At 60.7% G+C, this 17,826-nt stretch carries 18 protein-coding genes and 1 pseudogene; 7 read left to right on the top strand and 12 right to left on the bottom strand.

All coding sequences use genetic code 11. The annotated features are described in order from the left end of the window. Positions 1-212 precede the first annotated feature (212 nt). Together G3T16_RS09940 and G3T16_RS09935 are read left to right on the top strand one after the other, a co-directional pair. Positions 213-701 (top strand): Lrp/AsnC family transcriptional regulator, encoded by a 489-nt coding sequence (locus G3T16_RS09940; protein WP_163495085.1) that lies wholly within the window; start codon positions 213-215, stop codon positions 699-701. 189 nt (positions 702-890) lie between these two features. Further along, positions 891-1,898 carry a cysteine synthase A gene (locus tag G3T16_RS09935; RefSeq protein WP_163495084.1) on the top strand — a complete coding sequence of 336 codons (1,008 nt, stop codon included), beginning with the start codon at positions 891-893 and terminating at the stop codon, positions 1,896-1,898. Between the two features lie 282 nt (positions 1,899-2,180). On the opposite strand, the gene G3T16_RS09930 is transcribed toward G3T16_RS09935, so the two are convergent. Then, positions 2,181-2,549 (bottom strand): DUF4168 domain-containing protein, encoded by a 369-nt coding sequence (locus tag G3T16_RS09930; protein WP_163495083.1) that lies wholly within the window; start codon positions 2,547-2,549, stop codon positions 2,181-2,183. Between the two features lie 211 nt (positions 2,550-2,760). Between G3T16_RS09930 and G3T16_RS09925 the strand changes: the two genes are divergently transcribed. Genes G3T16_RS09925 through G3T16_RS09915 form a run of 3 tightly spaced genes read left to right on the top strand, consistent with a single transcriptional unit; the run spans position 2,761 to position 5,643 of the window. Beyond that, a complete protein-coding gene (locus G3T16_RS09925) occupies positions 2,761-4,023 on the top strand; it encodes a histidine kinase dimerization/phospho-acceptor domain-containing protein (protein ID WP_163495082.1) in 1,263 nt (420 codons plus the stop codon). Next, positions 3,951-4,262, top strand: a complete 312-nt coding sequence (locus G3T16_RS09920; protein ID WP_163495081.1) for an ATP-binding protein — start codon at positions 3,951-3,953, stop codon at positions 4,260-4,262. Before G3T16_RS09925 ends, G3T16_RS09920 begins: the two co-directional genes overlap by 73 nt. After that, entirely contained in the window at positions 4,255-5,643 is a 1,389-nt protein-coding gene (locus G3T16_RS09915) for a sigma-54-dependent transcriptional regulator (RefSeq protein WP_163495080.1), read from the top strand. Before G3T16_RS09920 ends, G3T16_RS09915 begins: the two co-directional genes overlap by 8 nt. Before the next feature lie 242 nt (positions 5,644-5,885). On the opposite strand, the gene G3T16_RS09910 is transcribed toward G3T16_RS09915, so the two are convergent. The 3 genes from G3T16_RS09910 to G3T16_RS09900 all read right to left on the bottom strand — a co-directional run bounded on the left by G3T16_RS09910 (position 5,886) and on the right by G3T16_RS09900 (position 7,609). Continuing rightward, on the bottom strand, positions 5,886-6,539 hold the full coding sequence (locus G3T16_RS09910; protein WP_163495079.1) for a thiol:disulfide interchange protein DsbA/DsbL: 654 nt from the start codon (positions 6,537-6,539) through the stop codon (positions 5,886-5,888). Between the two features lie 111 nt (positions 6,540-6,650). Next, complete coding sequence (locus tag G3T16_RS09905; RefSeq protein ID WP_163495078.1) at positions 6,651-7,283, bottom strand: c-type cytochrome; 633 nt, start codon at positions 7,281-7,283, stop codon at positions 6,651-6,653. 35 nt (positions 7,284-7,318) lie between these two features. After that, positions 7,319-7,609, bottom strand: a complete 291-nt coding sequence (locus G3T16_RS09900; protein WP_163495077.1) for a c-type cytochrome — start codon at positions 7,607-7,609, stop codon at positions 7,319-7,321. A 118-nt stretch (positions 7,610-7,727) separates the two neighbouring features. Between G3T16_RS09900 and yihA the strand changes: the two genes are divergently transcribed. Further along, a complete protein-coding gene (yihA, locus tag G3T16_RS09895; RefSeq protein ID WP_163495076.1) occupies positions 7,728-8,408 on the top strand; it encodes a ribosome biogenesis GTP-binding protein YihA/YsxC in 681 nt (226 codons plus the stop codon). A 176-nt stretch (positions 8,409-8,584) separates the two neighbouring features. Here yihA and polA read toward each other — a convergent pair whose 3' ends face one another. The 5 genes and pseudogenes from polA to G3T16_RS09870 form a co-directional block, all read right to left on the bottom strand. Then, a complete protein-coding gene (gene polA, locus G3T16_RS09890; protein ID WP_163495075.1) occupies positions 8,585-11,311 on the bottom strand; it encodes a DNA polymerase I in 2,727 nt (908 codons plus the stop codon). A gap of 16 nt (positions 11,312-11,327) precedes the next feature. Continuing rightward, positions 11,328-11,990, bottom strand: a complete 663-nt coding sequence (locus G3T16_RS09885; protein WP_163495072.1) for an SCO family protein — start codon at positions 11,988-11,990, stop codon at positions 11,328-11,330. A gap of 13 nt (positions 11,991-12,003) precedes the next feature. Then, a pseudogene (gene cyoE, locus G3T16_RS09880) lies at positions 12,004-12,902 on the bottom strand (heme o synthase). Next, on the bottom strand, positions 12,899-13,561 hold the full coding sequence (locus tag G3T16_RS09875; protein WP_232059335.1) for a hypothetical protein: 663 nt from the start codon (positions 13,559-13,561) through the stop codon (positions 12,899-12,901). The pseudogene cyoE and the gene G3T16_RS09875 overlap by 4 nt, the downstream one beginning before the upstream one ends. Further along, complete coding sequence (locus G3T16_RS09870) at positions 13,562-14,314, bottom strand: SURF1 family protein (protein WP_163495070.1); 753 nt, start codon at positions 14,312-14,314, stop codon at positions 13,562-13,564. 92 nt (positions 14,315-14,406) lie between these two features. Here G3T16_RS09870 and G3T16_RS09865 point away from each other — a divergent pair, with 92 nt between their 5' ends. Continuing rightward, complete coding sequence (locus G3T16_RS09865; protein WP_163495069.1) at positions 14,407-14,664, top strand: DUF2909 domain-containing protein; 258 nt, start codon at positions 14,407-14,409, stop codon at positions 14,662-14,664. A 4-nt stretch (positions 14,665-14,668) separates the two neighbouring features. Here the strand turns inward: G3T16_RS09865 and G3T16_RS09860 are convergent, their stop codons facing one another. The 3 genes from G3T16_RS09860 to ctaD are packed head-to-tail and all read right to left on the bottom strand — an operon-like array spanning position 14,669 to position 17,822. Further along, positions 14,669-15,643 carry a cytochrome c oxidase subunit 3 gene (locus G3T16_RS09860; protein WP_163495067.1) on the bottom strand — a complete coding sequence of 325 codons (975 nt, stop codon included), beginning with the start codon at positions 15,641-15,643 and terminating at the stop codon, positions 14,669-14,671. Positions 15,644-15,688: 45 nt separating this feature from the next. Further along, a complete protein-coding gene (locus G3T16_RS09855; RefSeq protein WP_163495065.1) occupies positions 15,689-16,249 on the bottom strand; it encodes a cytochrome c oxidase assembly protein in 561 nt (186 codons plus the stop codon). Between the two features lie 10 nt (positions 16,250-16,259). Beyond that, entirely contained in the window at positions 16,260-17,822 is a 1,563-nt protein-coding gene (ctaD, locus tag G3T16_RS09850; protein ID WP_163495063.1) for a cytochrome c oxidase subunit I, read from the bottom strand. Between the last annotated feature and the right edge of the window lie 4 nt (positions 17,823-17,826).

Genomic DNA, 17,826 nt, shown 5'->3' with positions numbered 1-17,826 from the left:
TCTGTCGAGGTTGCGGGCGCGAGGTTGGTGCGCCGCATCCACAGCAACAGCTGTTATTGCCCAGCCGAAACCACAGTATAACGGCAGCAGATGAGGGAATTACTGCAAATATCCACATCTGACGCCAAATATGTGGTGAATAAATCGCATTTCAAGTAAATTTGGGGTGACATTGACTATTATCAGTTCGTCATTCGCAGGAGAACGCTCCAATGAAACTTGACCGCACCGACCGGCGCATCCTCGAGATCCTGCAGCGGAATGCCCGCATCAGCAATCTTGAGCTTGCCGACCGCATCGGCCTGTCGCCGACACCCTGTGCCCGACGGGTAAAACGACTGGAGGACTCCGGCCTGATCCGCGGCACAGCAACCCTGCTCGACCAGTCGCGCCTGGGGCTCAAATTGACGGCCTGGATCGGCATCAGCATGGATCGCCATACACCGGATCGTTTCGATGCCTTTGAAACCCAGGTCAGCGCTTTTCCGGAGGTGATGGGCTGTTCCGTCGTTACCGGCCAGAGCGCCGACTATCTGCTGTGTGCCGTGGTCCCCGACATGCAATACTACGAGCGCTTCCTGCTGGGGAAGCTGACCCGGATCCCCGGCGTGACTGGCGTTCACTCCAGCTTCGAACTGCGCCGTGTGGTGCAGCATACCGCCCTCCCACTTGACCATATTGGCAACGACACCGAGGTCTGAACCGAATGGCACTCCGCTTCCATGGCAAGACGCAAGCCGCAGCCAGGGCTGGTTGGGATTGCAACGTCACTATGGCTGCGAAGACGCGCTTTCATGTTTCAGTAGTTGCGGGTTGTTGCAGTACCAGTGGCAACTGACCGGCGGCAGCGGCCTGTGACATAATCGGGCCAGTCAGAAAGGAGTCCAGCCGTGCACTACGCCACCGATGTCACCCAGCTTATCGGCAATACCCCGCTGTTGTATCTGCGCCAGCTTTCCGAGCGAACTGGCTGCCGCATCCTCGGCAAGGCTGAATTCCTGAACCCGGGTGGCTCGGTCAAGGACCGCACCGCGCTGGGCATCATCCGCGCCGCCGAGACCTCGGGCGAACTCAGACCCGGCGGACGCATAGTAGAGGGCACGGCGGGCAATACCGGCATTGGCCTGACCTTGCTGGCAAATGCGCTGGGCTACAAGAGCAGCGTGGTGATGCCGATCAGCCAGAGCAAGGAAAAGATCGATACTCTGGAATTGCTGGGCGCCGACCTGCACCTGGTACCCGCCGCCTCCTACAACGAGCAGGGCCACTATATCCACACTTCCCGGCGTCTCGCGGAGAAGTACGCCAACTCCGAGCCCGGGGGCGCAATCTGGGCAGGCCAGTTCGACAATCCGGCCAACATGGCCATCCACCGGGACACCACCGGCGAGGAGATCTGGACCCAGACCGGGGGCAAGGTGGACGGCTTCATCTGCGCCGTCGGCACCGGCGGCACCCTGGCGGGGGTCTCGACCGCGCTCAAGGCCCACAACGACCGCATCGTCATCGGTATCGCAGACCCGCTGGGTGCCTCGCTATACAGCTATTTCAGCAACGGCCGGGTGGAGCCCAGTACAGGCAGCTCCATCGTCGAGGGTATCGGCATCAATCACATCACTGGCAATGTCGCCAAGGCGAAGGTGGACACGGCGTTCAGCATCAGCGATGAGGAGGCCTTGCCCTACCTGTTCGACCTGCTACAGCACGAGGGCCTGTGCCTGGGCGGGTCCACAGCAATCAACATGGCCGGCGCGGTGCGGCTGGCGGAGCAGCTGGGCCCGGACCATACGATTGTCACCATCCTGTGCGACTACGGTAATCGCTACCAGAGCAAATTATTCAATCCGGTGTTCTTGCAGAACAAGGGCCTGCCGGTGCCTTCCTGGCTGGAAATCTGAACCGAATACGGGGCGCGCCCAAATGGCACTTACTTTAGCTCACTCCGTGGGGAGGTCGGCGTCCTGGGAGGGTGCTTTCGAGACCGTTTGCAGCATGGATGCTGCAACCGAGCCCCCATGGAGGGGTTCACGGCGTGTCTCGAAAGCACCCTCCCAGGATGTCGACCGGGCTACGAAGTCCCAAACCCGAAAGTAAGTGCCATTTGGGCGTGCCCCACATAAAAAAGGCCCGGGGGATAACCGGGCCCAACATTACTGAGGATCAGGGGGGAACTGACTACCTCAGCTGTTCTGGAGCTTCTCCAGCCGCTCGCGCAGCTCGGGATCGGACTGCAGTGCGTAGGCAATCTGGTTGTACTCTTCAACTGTCATGCCAAAAGACTCTACCGCACCGATCATTTCGGTAGAGGCCTCTTCTTGCAGGCTCTGGGCCTGTTCGGGGGAATCCGCCTCAGCCATTTTCTGCTGGAACTGATCGCGCAGTTCGGTGATCTTGGTGGCCGCCTGGACATAGAGTGCCAGCTTGGAATCCGTTACTTCGATCTGCTCCGTCTGCGGGGGCGGAGCATCCTGTGCCAGCACAGCGGGCGCACCCAACAGCAGCAGCAGTGAGGTGGCGGCTGCGGACAGTGCTTTCATTGATTTTCGCATAATGTACTCCTTTGGATGTCATTGCAGGTATTGCACGGATAAACAGTCAATGTTCGTGCCAGAAATCAAAAATTACCCGATATTGGATATAAGCTCTTGTTTTTAAAGCTATAGATTGGAAAAGAGAGGGGCGGCTCGAGGACTCAGGCAGGATGCAGGACCGCGAAATACATGTATACTTATTACCCATGTATCCAATTGGTGTTCAATTATGACCACCCAGACCAGTCTGCTGGCCCGCTTCACCGGCTTTCTCGGTGGCCTGCAGCGCACCTTGCTGTTGTTCGTGGCGCTGCCCCTGATCGTGGTAGCGGCACTATCCATCCGGATCGGTTTCGAACAGGCCAACCGCTTTCAGGAAAATCTGCTCAAGGGGGACCTGGAGTTGATTGCGCGGGCGATTCAGATCCCGGTCGCCGACGCCCTGGCGGCGGGGAATACCGAAACCCTGGAAAAGGCTCTGGCATCGGTATTTACCATCGGCAAGGTTTACAGCGCCTCGGTCTTTGATGTCGACGGCCGCAGGGTTGCCGCCGCCGGGACCGCCGGCGGCGACCTGACCCACAGCACCATACCGCAGCAACTGGCCGCTTCCGGAGAAATGCGGGAGGAATACGGAGAAGTCGAAGGGCGTCAGGTTTTTTCCCACTTCCTGCCCCTGTTTGACGAAACGGGCCAGACCAAGGGATTTATTCAGATCACCCGCCGGCACGACGACTTCACCGATGCCCTGTCCCACCTTACCTGGCTTGCATGGGGACTGTGGTTCCTGCTTGCAGTTGCCATCACCAGCACCGTTCTGATCGGCCACTACCGCGGCATAGGCCGTCACGTCGGTGGCCTGCTGGAGGATATGGCGAAAGTGGAGCAGGGGTCTTTGGACCACCGTATCCGCACTGACGGGCCCAGTGAAGTGGCGGCGATGGCGCGGGGTCTTAACAGCATGCTGGATGGAATCCAGCGTTCGGACGAAGCCTTGCGGCACCAGCGCGAAGAAGAGCAGCGCCTGCTGCTGCAACTCAAGGACAGCGAAAAGATGGCCGCAATAGGACGTGTGACCCGGGGCTTTGCCCACGAGCTGGGCGCCCCGCTGAGTGTGATCGATGGTCGCGCGCGACGTCTGGAAAAATATCATGGCAGCAGCCCCGACAGCCTCCGGGAGCTGAGCGACATCCGTCGTCAGATCCAGCATCTGGCGGCCACGGTGCGTAACCTGCTGGAGTACTCCCGGCCAGCTGCCGAGCGTATTGACCAGGTCCCGGTCGAACCGCTGCTACAGAGCATGGCCGGCATCATCGCCGCGGAACACGAGGAGGGGGCCCCACTGTCACGCTGCAAGTGGAGGAAACAATACCTCCCGTCAGGGGCAACGAGCACCGCCTGCAACTGGCGCTGCTCAATGTGGTTCGCAATGCCGTGCAGGCAGCCCGGTCCAGGGTGGAAGTCTGCGCCGAACCACGACAGCAGGACGTGACCATCACCATCATCGACGACGGGCCGGGCCTGCCGGATGTGGATCTGGCTCAATTACTGGAGCCTTTCTTTACCACCAAAACCTCCGGCGAAGGCACCGGTCTGGGACTGGCCATTACCCGCAGCATTCTCGGAGAATACGGCGGCAAGATGCAGCTGGGCAACCGGCCTGGGGGCGGTTGCGAGGTGATACTGCATCTGCCGCGGGCAGATACGATGGAGGCGGCAGCGGATGAGTGAAGACCGTATTCTGCTGGTGGAGGACGATTTCAGCTTGCGCGAACTGTTGCGCGAGGAACTGGAGGCCGAGGGCTATCCGGTTACCGCGGTGGAGAGCGCGGAAGCCGCCGTCAGCCAACTGCAGCAGCAGGCCCCCGCTCTGGTGCTCAGCGACCTGCGCCTGCCCGGCGCTGACGGTTTGTCACTGCTGCAGCACCTGCAGCCGCTGACACCCCGGCCGGCGCTGTTGATCATCACCGCTTTCGGCACAGTGCGGCAGGCGGTAGCGGCGCTGCAGGCAGGGGCCGATGATTTTATCACCAAGCCGCTGGATGTCGATCATCTACTGCTGACCGTACAGCGGCTGCTTGAAAACCGCCGTCTTTATCAAGAGGTCAATGTCTACCGCAGTCTGCTGGCGGAACAAACATTCCACGGCATGGTGGCTTCCAGCCCGCCCATGGCAAATCTGTTTGACCAGGTCAGGCGGGTCGCCCTCGCCGAGGGACCGGTACTGATTCTGGGTGAGAGCGGCACCGGCAAGGAGCTGGTTGCCCGGGCCATCCACGAAGAGAGTTCGCGCAGCGCGGGATCTTTCCTGGCGGTAAACTGCGGGGGCATTCCCGGGGAATTGATGGAAAGCGAGTTTTTCGGCCATGTGTCCGGAGCATTTACCGGCGCTCGCAGTCGCCGCGCCGGCCTGTTCCAGCAGGCCAACGGCGGCACCCTGTTGCTTGATGAGCTGGGGGAAATGCCCGGCGCGCTGCAGGCAAAATTGCTGCGGGTGCTGCAGGATGGCCAGATCCGGGCAGTGGGCAGTGACCAGGAGACCCACGTGGATGTGCGCATTCTCGCCGCCACCAACCGCGACCTGCAGGCAGCGGTAGAACAGGGCGAGTTCAGGGAGGACCTGTATTTTCGGCTGGAGACTTTCTCGTTGCGGGTGCCGGCGCTGCGGGAACGCGGCGAGGATCTGCTACAGCTGGCCAGCTTCTTCCTCGCCCGCTTTGGCGCCCGCCGCAGCCACCGCATTCGCGGCTTCAGTGATGAAGCACTGCGCTGCCTGCAAAGCTACAATTTCCCCGGCAATGTCCGGGAGCTGGAAAATGCGATTGAGCGCGCCGTCACTTTTTGCGATGGCCCCCTGATTGAGCCCCAGCACCTGCCCCGGCGAATTATTGAGTTCAAGGCCGCCACTGTGCCCGGAGAGGCGGATTCAGCCCAGCTGGCAGCCGGGGAATTCACGGCCTGGCCGGAAGATCCGGCCGCACTACCCAGCATCGACGAATTGCAGAAGCACTACGTCGACCATGTGCTGACGATCACCGGCGGCAACAAACGCCAGGCGGCCCAGATCCTGGGCATTACCCGGCGCACGCTGTATCGCTGGCTGGAAAGCTGACAGGAGGACCGGATCGACTCCGGTCCCCAATATCTTTAGGGCGAATGGCACTGACATTAGCGGTTGGGTGCCAATAATCCGGCCACTACTTCCGGAGAGTGCTTTCGAGACACGCCGTAAACCCGTCCCTGGGGGCTCGGATGCGACATCCATGTCGCATACGGTCTCGAAAGCACTCTCCGGAAGCAGCGCCCTCACACCAAAGTAGCCCTTAAGTAAGTGCCATTGCCTTTAGGACCAGGCTAGGACGCGTCAGCTGCCGCGTTGTTGGCGCGCTCCTGTTCGATCAGGTAATCCGCAACCTTCAGCATATTGGCCTGGCTGCCGGCCTTGCGAATGCTGATGCGGTATTTGCCATTGACCATCATCTCGGGAGTGCCGGTGATCTTGGCCGCCCGGGCCCGGGCATTGGCCTGCCGGACCTGGCTGCTGACACCGAAGGAACTGAAGGCCTTGTCGAAGTCCTCCGCCGCCACGCCATTGGCGGTAAACACGGCCCTGATCTCCTTCTCGGAAGCGAGCCGCTTGCCATCCACATTCATGGCCTGGAACAGAACCGTGTGCATGGTGTCCTTCACCCCCAGGACATCCGCTGTGTAGAACATGGTGGCATGCAATTCCATTGGCTTGTTCCAGACCGCTGGCGAACCCTTGAACTCAACGTCGTCGGGCAAGGTTTTCTTCCAGCGGCTGACCAGCGGCTCGAAAGTGTAGCAGTGACCGCAGCCGTACCAGAAAAACTCGACCACCTCCACTTTGGCAGGGTCGGCCGTGCGGACCGCGGGACTGATGAGGTCGTAATGGGTGCCTTCCTGCCAGGCCTGCTCTTCGTCCGCCGACGCGGCAAAAGGAACCCACAGTACAACAGCGCAGGCTGCTATCAATCGCTTCAACATGTAATTCTCCACCGGTTTGTTCTGATTGTCAGACCATGGTTTGGCGATAGCGTTCTGTCAGCGACAAAAAAGGTGGCCGCCAGGACCACCTTCTCGAGCACGTCGCCGCAGCTACCTGAGTCCGGCTGCGTAACTGGCCACTGCTTCTATTTCCATGTCGCTGAGACCGAAGGCATTGCTGCGCATGATCCGGATATCGCCGTCGTTGGTCCGTCCCTCGGGATTTTCATAGCCCTTGCGGTACATCCGCAGTTGCTGGGCAATGTACTCGGGATGCTGCCCCGCCAGCGCCGGAAAGCCGGCCGGAGCGTTGCCCTGACCCGTCGGCGAATGGCAGGCGATACACGCTGCCACGTTACGCTCGGCGACACCGGCGCGGTACACTTTCTCGCCCAGGGCCAGCAGATCCGGGTCGGTCTGACTACCACTGCCTTGTTGCGAGGCGTAGAAGGCCGCCAGATCCGCCAGCTGCTGATCGTTCATGCCGTCCAGCTGGCCTGCCATCGTGGGTACGGGCCGGGCTTCGTCGCGAATATCCAGCAGTTGCTTGAACAGGTAGCGCTCACTTTGCCCCGCCAGCTTCGGAAAGGTGGGGGAGGGGCTGTTGCCATCGGGCCCGTGGCAGGCAGCGCAGCTGGCGGTCAACTGCTCGCCTGCGGCGGCATCGCCATCGAGGAACGGCGTGGACGCTGTAGCGAACTGCGCCATAGCCGCCAGCACGCAGAGAATAAAGACCTTCTTCATGTTACTTCCAGATCAGGGTGGATCGGGGGAACCCGCTATTCCGCGGGCTCTGCCATATAGGTAATCAGGGCCTGATATTCAGCGTCGCTGCAGTCGAAGCACATGCCCTTGGGAGGCATCGCGTTGAGGCCATTCTTGACCGACTGCAGCAGCGCCTCCATGCCCTTTTCCAGTTTCGGGGCCCAGGCCTCGGCATCACCTGTTTTCGGCGCCCCGGCGACACCGGCATTGTGGCAGACAGCGCAGCTCTTGTTGTACTTGTCCATGGGCTGCGCCACCGCACCAGCAGCAAACAGGACCAGACTGACCGCTAACAGCTTTTTCATCAAACACCTCGGATATACGCTGGATAAGCGCCCACAGACTGCGGGCTTTTAACTACAGGTGAACACAGCTGTGGCATTATATACGACTTACTCTGCGCAAAAAAGGCAAGCCCCTTCCATGCTCCCAACAGCCCCTGCCCGCCCCGATTATCGCAAGGCCCTGTTCCTGACCAGCGCCAGCAAATTCTCGCAGTGCCCCCCGGACGTGGGCTGGGAGGTCGCCTTTGCCGGTCGCTCCAATGCGGGAAAGTCCTCTGCTATCAATAGCTTGACAGAGAACAGGAAGCTTGCCCGCACATCGAGGACACCGGGACGCACGCAGTTGATCAACTTCTTTGGGCTCAGCGACAGCCAGCGGCTGGTGGATCTGCCCGGCTATGGCTTTGCCAAGGTCCCGCTGGCGATCAAGCGGGAGTGGAACCGGCAGCTGGAGCACTACCTGCAACAGCGGGAAAGCCTGCGCGGCCTGGTGCTGTTGATGGATGTGCGTCGCCCGCTGCAGGAGTTCGATCGCCAGATGCTGGCCTGGGCCGTGGCCGCGGATATGCCGGTACACGTGCTGCTCACCAAGGCCGACAAGCTCAAGAACGGCCCCGCCAGGTCAACCCTGCTGCAGGTGCAAAAACAACTGCTGGAACACGGCGGGACAATCACTGCGCAGTTGTTCTCGGCGCTCAAGCACAGCGGCCACAAAGAGCTGACGAGGGTACTGGACGCCTGGTTAACGGATGACAGCGTCTATGAGGACGAGACAGGGGAGGAGAGAAACGGAGCGGGCCCCTCGGGGCTTGCGGAGTAAGGCGTGGCTGGCACAGGCAAAAAAAAGCCCGGCGCCCAAGGGGGACAGGCAACCGGGCCAGCTTGGGTCTCTGGGGAAGAGACTGTTGCGCCCGAACCCTTGGGGGAGAGCCCGGTGCAACTGTAGCAGCATGCTACGTTCAATATGACCGGGGTAGCCTGGAAAAGTTCCGGCTCTCAGTGCGCTTCATCCCAATTTTTTCCTGACCCCGCTTCGACCAGCAGCGGGACCGCCAGTTCGGCCGCCCCTGACATCAGTTCGCACAGCCGGCTACAGACCTCCGCCACCTCGGCTTCGGCCACTTCCAGTACCAGTTCGTCATGCACCTGCATGACCATGCGGGCGTTCACCGTGCCCTCCTGCAGCCACTGATCGACTGTAAGCATGGCCTGCTTGATGATGTCCGCCGCCGTACCCTGCATGGGAGCGTTGATGGCCGTGCGCTCGGCAGCCTGGGCCCGCATCTTGTTGCGGGCGTTGATCTCTGGCAGGTACAGCCGGCGCCCGAACAGGGTCTCCACATAACCCTGTTCACGAGCGGCAGCGCGGGTGCGATCCATGTACTGTTGGACCCCGGGATAGCGTTCGAAGTAGCGATCGATATACTGTTGGGCCTCATTGCGGCCCAGGTGCAACTGGCGGCCCAGACCGAACGCGGACATACCGTAGATCAGCCCAAAATTGATGGCCTTGGCCTTGCGCCGCTGTTCAGCCGAGACCTGCTCCAGTTCGACCCCGAACACTTCCGCCGCGGTGGCGCGGTGAACATCCTGGCCGGAGCGGAAGGCTGCCAGCAGACCCTCATCAGCGGACAGGTGCGCCATGATGCGCAATTCGATCTGGGAGTAGTCCGCAGCCACGATCCGATAGCCCGGCGGCGCGATGAAGGCCTGCCGGATACGGCGTCCTTCCTCGGTTCTGATTGGAATATTCTGCAGATTGGGGTCGGCCGAGGACAGCCTTCCGGTCGCAGCCACTGCCTGGTGATAGGAGGTGTGGATGCGCCCGGTGCGCGGGTTGATCATCTCCGGCAGCTTGTCAGTATAGGTGGACTTCAGCTTGGAGAGGCCGCGGTGCTCCAGCAGGACCTTCGGCAACGGATAGTCCAGCGCCAGCTCGGCCAGCACCTCCTCAGCCGTGGATGGCGCACCCTTGGGGGTCTTGCGCAGTACCGGCAGCGCCAGGATCTCGAACAGGATTTCACCCAGCTGCTTGGGCGAACCCAAATTGAACTGCTGTCCCGCCAGTTCGTAGGCCTCCAGTTCCAGCGCCTGCAAGCGCTGCCCCAGTTCGGCGCTGTGCCGCTGCAGCAGCTCCCGGGACAATAGCGCTCCAGTGCGCTCAATACGCGACAATACGGGAACCAGAGGAATCTCTATGTCGCGATAGACTGAGACGGGCCCGGACAAAGCTTGCAGGCGGGGCCACAGGGTCTGGTGCAAGCGCAGGGTGACGTCGGCATCCTCGGCGGCATAGGGACCGGCTTCCTCCAGCTTGATCTGGTTGAAAGTCAGTTGTTTGGCGCCCTTGCCGGCAATATCCTGAAAGTGGATGGTCCTGTGACCCAGGTATTTCAGCGCCAGGCTGTCCATATCGTGCCGGGTCGCGGTCGAATCAAGCACATAGGACTCGAGCATGGTGTCGTGACAGATACCGCGCAGCGTGATGCCGTGGTTGGCCAGTACGCTGGCGTCGTACTTCAGGTTCTGGCCGAGCTTGGCACGATTCGGGTCCTCCAGCAACGGCCTGAGCTGTGCCAGCACACTGTCCCGGTCAAGCTGTTCAGGCACGCCCAGGTAATCGTGGGCCAGCGGCACATAGGCAGCCTCACCGGCGCTAACGGCAAAGGACAGGCCGACGATTTCGGCTTCCATGTAATTCAGGCTGGTGGTCTCGGTATCGAACGCGAACAGTTCGGCGCTCGCCAGGCGCTGTAGCCAGCGCTCCAGGTCGGTGGCGGTAGTCAGCAACTCCCAGTTCAATTCCGCGGGAACCGGCTGCACCGACGGTGCTGCTCCCGGGCTGTCCAGCAGTTCCTCCAGCCAGCTGCGAAACTCCAGCCGGGAGTACAGTTCCTGCAGCGCTTCGCTATCCGGCACACCATTGCACAGCGTATCCGGACACTCCTGCAGCGGCACATCGGTCTTGATCGTGGCCAGCATATAGGAAAGATAAGCGCGTTCTTTTTCGGCCTGCAGTTTGGCCGCCATGGTTTTGGCGCCGCGAAAATCCAGCAGCGCCACCTTGTCCAGCGCCGCATAGATATCGTCCAGCCTCCCCAGCCCCTGCAGCAGGGCCAGTGCCGTTTTCTCCCCGACGCCAGGTACCCCGGGAATGTTATCGATCTTGTCGCCCATCAGCGCCAGCAAATCGATAATCAGCGCCGGCGGAATGCCGAACTTCTGCAGCACGCCCGCCTCATCCATGCAGGTGCCGGTCATGGTATTGACCAGCGTGACGTTCGGATCCACCAGTTGCGCCATATCCTTGTCACCGGTGGAGATCACCACCGGGCGGCCCTTGCTGCTGGCCTGGCGGGCCAGTGTGCCGATCACATCATCGGCCTCTACCCCGGGCTCACAGATCAGCGGCAGGCCCATCGCCCGGACGATGGCGTGAATCGGTTCCACCTGCGCCCTCAGGTCATCCGGCATGGGCGGCCGGTGGGCCTTGTACTGCTCGAACAGTTCATCGCGAAAGGTCTTGCCCTTGGCGTCAAATACCACGGCCACCGGACTCTCGGGATAGTCCTTGCACAGTCGCCTGAGCATGCTGATGACACCCTTCACCGCACCGGTGGGTTCACCTTTGGAATTGTTGAGTGGCGGCAGAGCATGATAGGCCCGGTACAGGTAGGACGACCCATCTACCAGCACGATCGGAACGGGGGCATTGTTGGTCATTGCCACTCCCTGACGGTCAGCGGTCCCACAGGACCCGGATTGAGCGGTAGGTCACCTTCATTTTGGCGAGATCCAGCGGCGCCTTGAAAAAGCCGTGGTAGTCCCCGCGGGGATTGATCAACACCACGTTGGCGCTGTGGTCGACCAGGTAGTTCTCGTCCTGCCCCGGGACTTTGCGGAACGGGGTATTGAGCGCTGTCGCGAAACGGTGAATGTCCAGAAACTCGCCGGTCACGCCGATAAAATCCTCGTTGAAGAACGGCACATAACCGGCCAGCTGGGCCACGGTGTCGCGCGCGGGATCGACCGAGATCATCGCCACCTGGGTATCGCGCGCCTCGGTGCCCTCGAGCGCCTCCACAAACTGATTCAGGAAGCTCATGGTTGTGGGGCAGATATCAGGACAGAACGTGAAGCCGAAGAACAGCAGGGTCCAGTGCCCTTCCAGGCGCGCCGGGGTAAAGGGCTCGCCGTGATGGTCTATCAGCTCGAAGTCACCAATATCCCGCGGCGTTTCCAGCAGATAAGCGCCATTTGCTTGCATTTCAGCGGCGGGCATCACCCGCGGCTGACCCGTGCGATGCACGAAAGCGGCGATCACCAGCAAAATGAACAGCAGTACACCCACCACCGTAATGCGAATGCCGCGGGATTGTGCCCTGGTATGGTTTGCGCTCATCAGCTCGAAGTCCTCATAGCATGGTCACCGGGAACAGATAGTGATCCGCCAGCATGATAACGAACAGGGCCATCAGGTAGATGATGGAATACTTGAAGGTTTCCATCGGTGCCCGCGGATTTCTGTTGCGCATCAGCTCCACCGCCCAATACAGGAACCCGAGTCCCAGTACGATGGCACCCAGCAGATACAGCGGGCCGCTCATGCGGGTCGCGAACGGCAACAGCGTAATCAGGAACATGATGACGGTGTAGAGCAGAATGTGCAGCCTGGTAAAGGCGTCGCCATGTGTCACCGGCAGCATCGGAATGTCAACGGCGGCATATTCGTCCTTGCGGTGTATCGCCAACGCCCAGAAATGAGGTGGGGTCCAGGCGAAAATGATCAGAACCAGCAACAGGGCGTGGCCGTGGATCTCGCCGGTCACCGCCGTCCAGCCCAGCAGCGGCGGCGCAGCCCCGGCCAGCCCGCCGATCACGATATTCTGCGGGGTCGCGCGCTTCAGGAACATCGTGTAGACGAAGGCGTAGCCCATCAGCGATGCCAGGGTAAGCCAGGCCGTCAGTGCATTGACCCACAACAGCAGGATCGCCATGCCCGACCCGCCCAGGACCAGCGCAAACAGCGCAGCCTGGCCCGGACCAACCCGGCCCTGGGCAATCGGCCGGTTGCTGGTGCGGGTCATGCGCAGGTCCACCCGCTGGTCTACCAGATGGTTCACCGCGGCGGCCGCCCCGCGCATAATGCGATGCCCAGATTCCCCAGAATAAGCGCGTCCAGTGGCACCATTCCCGGCACCGCCATGAACATGCCGATCACTGAAGTCAGTATCATCAGGGCCACGACGTTGGGCTTGGTCAGCTCCTTGTAGTCGCGCCAGGTGGCTTTGTGGCTAACTGCGGTCGTTGTCACTGGTCACCCGAGTTCTTGAGCAGGAATTTGAGATCAGAGATCACATCCTTGTAACTGTCATCGCCATCATACGCCATCATGAGCCATCCGGCCGGATCCACCAGATACCAGGTGTCGGCTGCCGCCAGCTGTTCGGGGAACAGGTCCTGGAAAGCCGCCGCCTCGATCTGCAGCGGCGAGAGTCCGCGATGCTCAGTGGCCAGCAGGGCCGGAAAATCCACCGGCAGGGGCCGTTGATCACTGAGCTCAGCCACCGCCAGTGCGGTCTCCATCGGCGAGCGGTCGGCAACATAGAGACGGCGAATGCGCGGCACCTCCTTGCCCATCGCCATATGGATCTGGCGGGTGAGGTAGAGATTGTGTTCACACTGCGGGCCGCAGTCTGGTCCGCTGTTGGCCACCAGCAGGCTCCACTGGTGATCCCGGTCGGCCCAGGGCGGCACCGCACCGCGAGCAGCCGTGAACTCGACTTGCGCCAGCGCGCGCGGCGGTTGGATCAATTCGCCGCGGTTGGCGGTGCCGAGCATTCCTACCAGATCCAGATCGCCGCGCACCACGAACCACCACAACCAGGTGGCAGCCAGTATCACCGTGACCGGAATGCCGGCAATCAGCAACAGCACCATACGGCCCCTGTTGGTGCCCGGGTTCGCTTGCATCTAGACCTCGCTCCGTTTCCGGATTAGCAGCTGCCACAGATTGCTACTGCGCAGCAGTAAAAAAATACCGAGAACCAGGGCCATGGTAAACCACTGGAACGCATAGCCCCGATGCTTCTCAGGCCCGGTATTGACGACCTGCCAGGCGACGGCGAGCGCCGAGGGCTGGCCCGGATCAATCCGGACCTGGTAGGGGAACAGGGGCGCATCCGAAATATCCCGCAGCAACGGTGCCAGTGCCGCCGGTTCCAGGGCCTGAACCCGCAGCGGCCAGGGCTGGGCCAGATCCTGCTCGGCCAACAGGTAGGGTTCGCCGGGGGAGACATAGACATGAGCGCTCAATTCCACGGGGCCCGCCAGCTCAGGCACCTCGGGCAGCGTGCGTCGCGCTGGATCACCCGCAATCCAACCCCGATTGACCAGCACCAGCGCGGCACTGTCGGCAAGCTCGAACAGGCCGACCACCTCATAGCCGAAACGGCCGCCACGCACACGGTTGTCCAGCAGCAGATAGCGGCCGGGCAGGTATTCCCCGCGCAACACAAGCCTGCGGTAGGCGAGCTGCTCGGGCTCGCTGGGCAGTTCCGTCAGTTCCGCGGGAGCCTGACTCTGGCGCTGCTTCCAGGACGCCTGCAGCTGCGCCTTTTCTTCGGCCCGCTGCAACTGCCAGAACCCGAGCGTAATCAACGCCGGCAACAGCAACAGCGTTACCAGCGTAATCCGCCACTCGAAATCAAATTGCAGCTGCCGCATGAATCAATGCCCACCTGTGTATATCGCGCACAGACCAGGTGCCACCAGGCGGGGTAGTTTATACTGTGCTGACAGGAAGGAGGAGCAAGCCATTGTTAAAAGTCGCGATTGTCGTATTGATGCTGGCCCTGTTGGCCAGCCTCGGAAGCGGATTCTACTTTCTGATGGTCGATCAGGGGGACAAGACCAGGCGCAGAACATTTCACTCCCTGGGCGTCAGGCTGGGGCTGGCCATTACCCTCGCCGGCCTGATCGTCTATGGCGTGGCCAACGGCCAGTTGGGTCACAGCAATCCCTGGGACCGCGGGCCGAATCCGCCGGCGTCCCAGGAACAAGAGGCTACTGATTGAGCGCCTATAGGATATAGACAAACAGGAACAGGAACACCCACACCACGTCGACAAAGTGCCAATACCAGCTGGAGGCCTCGAAGCCGAAATGGTCCTTGGCGGTAAAATGCCCGCCCCGGACCGAGCGCAGCCACTGGATCAGCAGCATGGTCATGCCCATTACCACGTGAAAACCGTGGAAGCCGGTCAACATGAAGAACGTCGACCCGTAGATCCCGGAATTCAGGGTCAGGCCATAGTGGGCATAGGCCTCGTAATATTCCAGTATCTGCAGGCCGACGAAGACCATCCCCAACAGTACACTGATACCCAGCCACAGGTTGAACTTGCGCTTGTCACTGTTGAGGATGCCCAGGTGGGCAATGTGTACGGTGACGCTGGAGGTCAGCAGTATGATCGTGTTCCACATCGGCAGCCAGGCCCACCAGGCAGAGGCTGCACCAAAGGCCATGCTCTTTTCGGCACTCAGGAATGATCCCTGGTTCGCCATCGGCTGGTTATCAGCGCCGCCTACCGATTCCTGCGGGGTCAGGGACATCGGCCAATCGTACTGGAAGCCCTCCCACAGCAAATGGTTCATGCGTCCGCCGTCGCCTTCGCCGGCGAGCCAGGGGCCCACCAGGGCGCGCACGTAGAACAGCGCACCGAAAAACGCCAGAAAGAACATCACTTCGGAAAAGATGAACCAGAACATGCCCAGCACATAGGATTTCTTGAGCTGGGCGCTGTTGAGTCCGGCCATGTTTTCGCGGATAGCGGTCCGGAACCAGCTGAACAGGGTCGCGACGAAGAAAAACAGGCCAACCAGGAAGATCGTCCAGGAATTGGTTGCAACCTCGGGGTCCCCGAAGGTTCTGTCGTTCATGACACTGGCGGCACCGAAAACACTCAGCATCAGGCCAATGGTTGCGCATACGGCCAGTTTGCTTTTTTCCGGTACGTAGTACTTCTCGTACTCTGGGGAACTCTGGGTTGTCATGGTGTTTCTTCTCCGTTTAATTCACACGGCCGCCCGGACCGTGTGTCAGCGAGTGGCGACTGTTCCACCCGCCATCTCTGTTACATCGAAAATGGTATAGGACAGAGTGATCGTGCGGATCTCCGGTGGCAGGTCCCGGTCCACTATGAACTGCAACGGCATGTCCGCCCGCGACTCGCCATCCAGCGGCTGCTGATTGAAACAGAAGCATTCCGTCTTGTGGAAATAGGCCGCCGCGCGGGCCGGCGATATACTGGGGATAGTCTGTGCGACCATCGCATTGGGCAGCGGATTGTAGGCGTAAAATACCGTGTCATTGCTGGCTCCCGGATGTACCTTCATGGTATTCACCGAGGGACCGAACTCCCAGGGCATGCCCTCGTTGTTGGTCGCGACGAACTGGATGGTCACGGTACGCGATTCATCCACCCCCGCCTGTACCGCGGTATAGGCCTCACCACTGGTCTTGCCGTTGATCCCCAGTGCATCACACAACACATCGTACAGCGGCACCATGACCACAAATACGAACGCGAACATGGCCACCGCCGTCAGCGCCAGCTTGACGACGGTATCGGCCACCGGATTGCTGCTGAGCCTGATCACTGAAAGTACCTCATCTGACCTGCGGCGGTGTCTCGAAGGTATGGTAGGGCGCCGGTGTGGCCACCGTCCACTCCAGGCCATCGGCACCCTCCCAGGTTTTCTCTTCGCTGGTGGGCTTGCCCGAGACGATCGTCGCGATTACGTTGTACAGAAACAGTATCTGGGACGCGCCATAGATGAAGGCGCCGATACTGGACAGCATGTTGAAATCGGCAAACTGCAGCGCGTAGTCGGGAATCCGGCGCGGCATGCCGGCCAGCCCCACGAAGTGTTGCGGGAAGAAAGCCAGGTTGAAACCGATGAAGGAGATCCAGAAATGGGTCTTGCCCATGGCCTCGCTGTACATGCGGCCACACCACTTGGGCAGCCAGTAGTACACGGCGGCGCTCATGGAGAATACCGCACCTGCCACCATCACATAGTGGAAGTGGGCGACCACGAAATAACTGTCATGGTACTGAAAGTCTGCCGGCGCGATGGACAGCATCAAGCCTGTGAACCCGCCGATGGTAAACAGTACCAGGAAGCCCAGGCAAAACAGCATTGGAGTTTCAAAACTCATGGCGCCGCGCCACATGGTAGTGACCCAGTTGAAGACCTTCACCCCGGTGGGTACCGCGATCAACATGGTCGCATACATGAAAAACAACTCGCCAGCCACCGGCATTCCCACCGTATACATGTGGTGGGCCCAGACGATGAAGGAGAGGAAGGCAATGGACGCTGTGGCGTAGACCATCGAATCGTAGCCAAACAGCGGCTTGCGGGCAAAGGTCGGAATAATCTGCGATACCACCCCGAAAGCCGGCAGGATGATGATGTAGACCTCGGGATGACCAAAGAACCAGAAAATATGCTGGAACAGGACCGGGTCACCCCCGCCGGCGGCGGAGAAGAAGCTGGTGCCATAGTGGATATCCATCAGCATCATGGTGACTGCACCGGCCAGTACCGGCATCACCGATACCAACAGGAAGGCAGTGATCAGCCAGGTCCATACGAACAGCGGCATCTTCATGTAGGTCATGCCCGGCGCGCGCATGTTCATCACCGTGGCGATGATATTGATGGAACCCATGATGGAGGACAGGCCGAGTACGTGGATGGAGAAGATGAAATAGGTCACCGAGGGCGGCGCGTAGGTCGTCGACAGCGGCGCGTAGAAGGTCCAGCCGAAGTTCGGGGCCCCGCCTTCCATGAACAGGGTGGAGGCCATGATCAAAAATGCCGGTGGCAGGATCCAGAAGCTCCAGTTGTTCATCCGCGGCAGCGCCATGTCTGGCGCTCCGATCATCATCGGGATCATCCAGTTGGCGAGGCCGACGAAGGAGGGCATGATCGCGCCGAACACCATGACCAGGCCGTGCAGCGTGGTCATCTGGTTGAAGAAGGCGGGATCGACCAGTTGCATACCGGGCTGGAACAGCTCGGCGCGGATGATCATCGCGAAGGCACCGCCCAGGATGAACATCGAAAAGGAGAACCACAGGTACATGGTTCCAATATCTTTATGGTTGGTGGTGAACAGCCACCGGCTGAGGCCCTTGGCGGGACCGTGATGATGATCGCCCATCGTT

Origin of the sequence: Kineobactrum salinum, assembly GCF_010669285.1 — a bacterium.
Lineage (GTDB): Bacteria > Pseudomonadota > Gammaproteobacteria > Pseudomonadales > Halieaceae > Kineobactrum > Kineobactrum salinum.
This window is presented reverse-complemented; position numbering and strand designations above follow the sequence as displayed.

Excerpts from the sequence above, each read along its gene's own strand:
- G3T16_RS09940 (WP_163495085.1), top strand. The coding sequence starts at position 213 with ATGAAACTTGACCGCACCGACCGGCGCATCCTCGAGATCCTGCAGCGG.
- G3T16_RS09930 (WP_163495083.1), bottom strand. The coding sequence starts at position 2,549 with ATGCGAAAATCAATGAAAGCACTGTCCGCAGCCGCCACCTCACTGCTG.
- G3T16_RS09925 (WP_163495082.1), top strand. The coding sequence starts at position 2,761 with ATGACCACCCAGACCAGTCTGCTGGCCCGCTTCACCGGCTTTCTCGGT.
- G3T16_RS09915 (WP_163495080.1), top strand. The coding sequence starts at position 4,255 with ATGAGTGAAGACCGTATTCTGCTGGTGGAGGACGATTTCAGCTTGCGC.
- G3T16_RS09910 (WP_163495079.1), bottom strand. The coding sequence starts at position 6,539 with ATGTTGAAGCGATTGATAGCAGCCTGCGCTGTTGTACTGTGGGTTCCT.
- G3T16_RS09905 (WP_163495078.1), bottom strand. The coding sequence starts at position 7,283 with ATGAAGAAGGTCTTTATTCTCTGCGTGCTGGCGGCTATGGCGCAGTTC.
- G3T16_RS09900 (WP_163495077.1), bottom strand. The coding sequence starts at position 7,609 with ATGAAAAAGCTGTTAGCGGTCAGTCTGGTCCTGTTTGCTGCTGGTGCG.
- yihA (WP_163495076.1), top strand. The coding sequence starts at position 7,728 with ATGCTCCCAACAGCCCCTGCCCGCCCCGATTATCGCAAGGCCCTGTTC.
- polA (WP_163495075.1), bottom strand. The coding sequence starts at position 11,311 with ATGACCAACAATGCCCCCGTTCCGATCGTGCTGGTAGATGGGTCGTCC.
- G3T16_RS09885 (WP_163495072.1), bottom strand. The coding sequence starts at position 11,990 with ATGAGCGCAAACCATACCAGGGCACAATCCCGCGGCATTCGCATTACG.
- G3T16_RS09875 (WP_232059335.1), bottom strand. The coding sequence starts at position 13,561 with ATGCAAGCGAACCCGGGCACCAACAGGGGCCGTATGGTGCTGTTGCTG.
- G3T16_RS09870 (WP_163495070.1), bottom strand. The coding sequence starts at position 14,314 with ATGCGGCAGCTGCAATTTGATTTCGAGTGGCGGATTACGCTGGTAACG.
- G3T16_RS09860 (WP_163495067.1), bottom strand. The coding sequence starts at position 15,643 with ATGACAACCCAGAGTTCCCCAGAGTACGAGAAGTACTACGTACCGGAA.
- ctaD (WP_163495063.1), bottom strand. The coding sequence starts at position 17,822 with ATGGGCGATCATCATCACGGTCCCGCCAAGGGCCTCAGCCGGTGGCTG.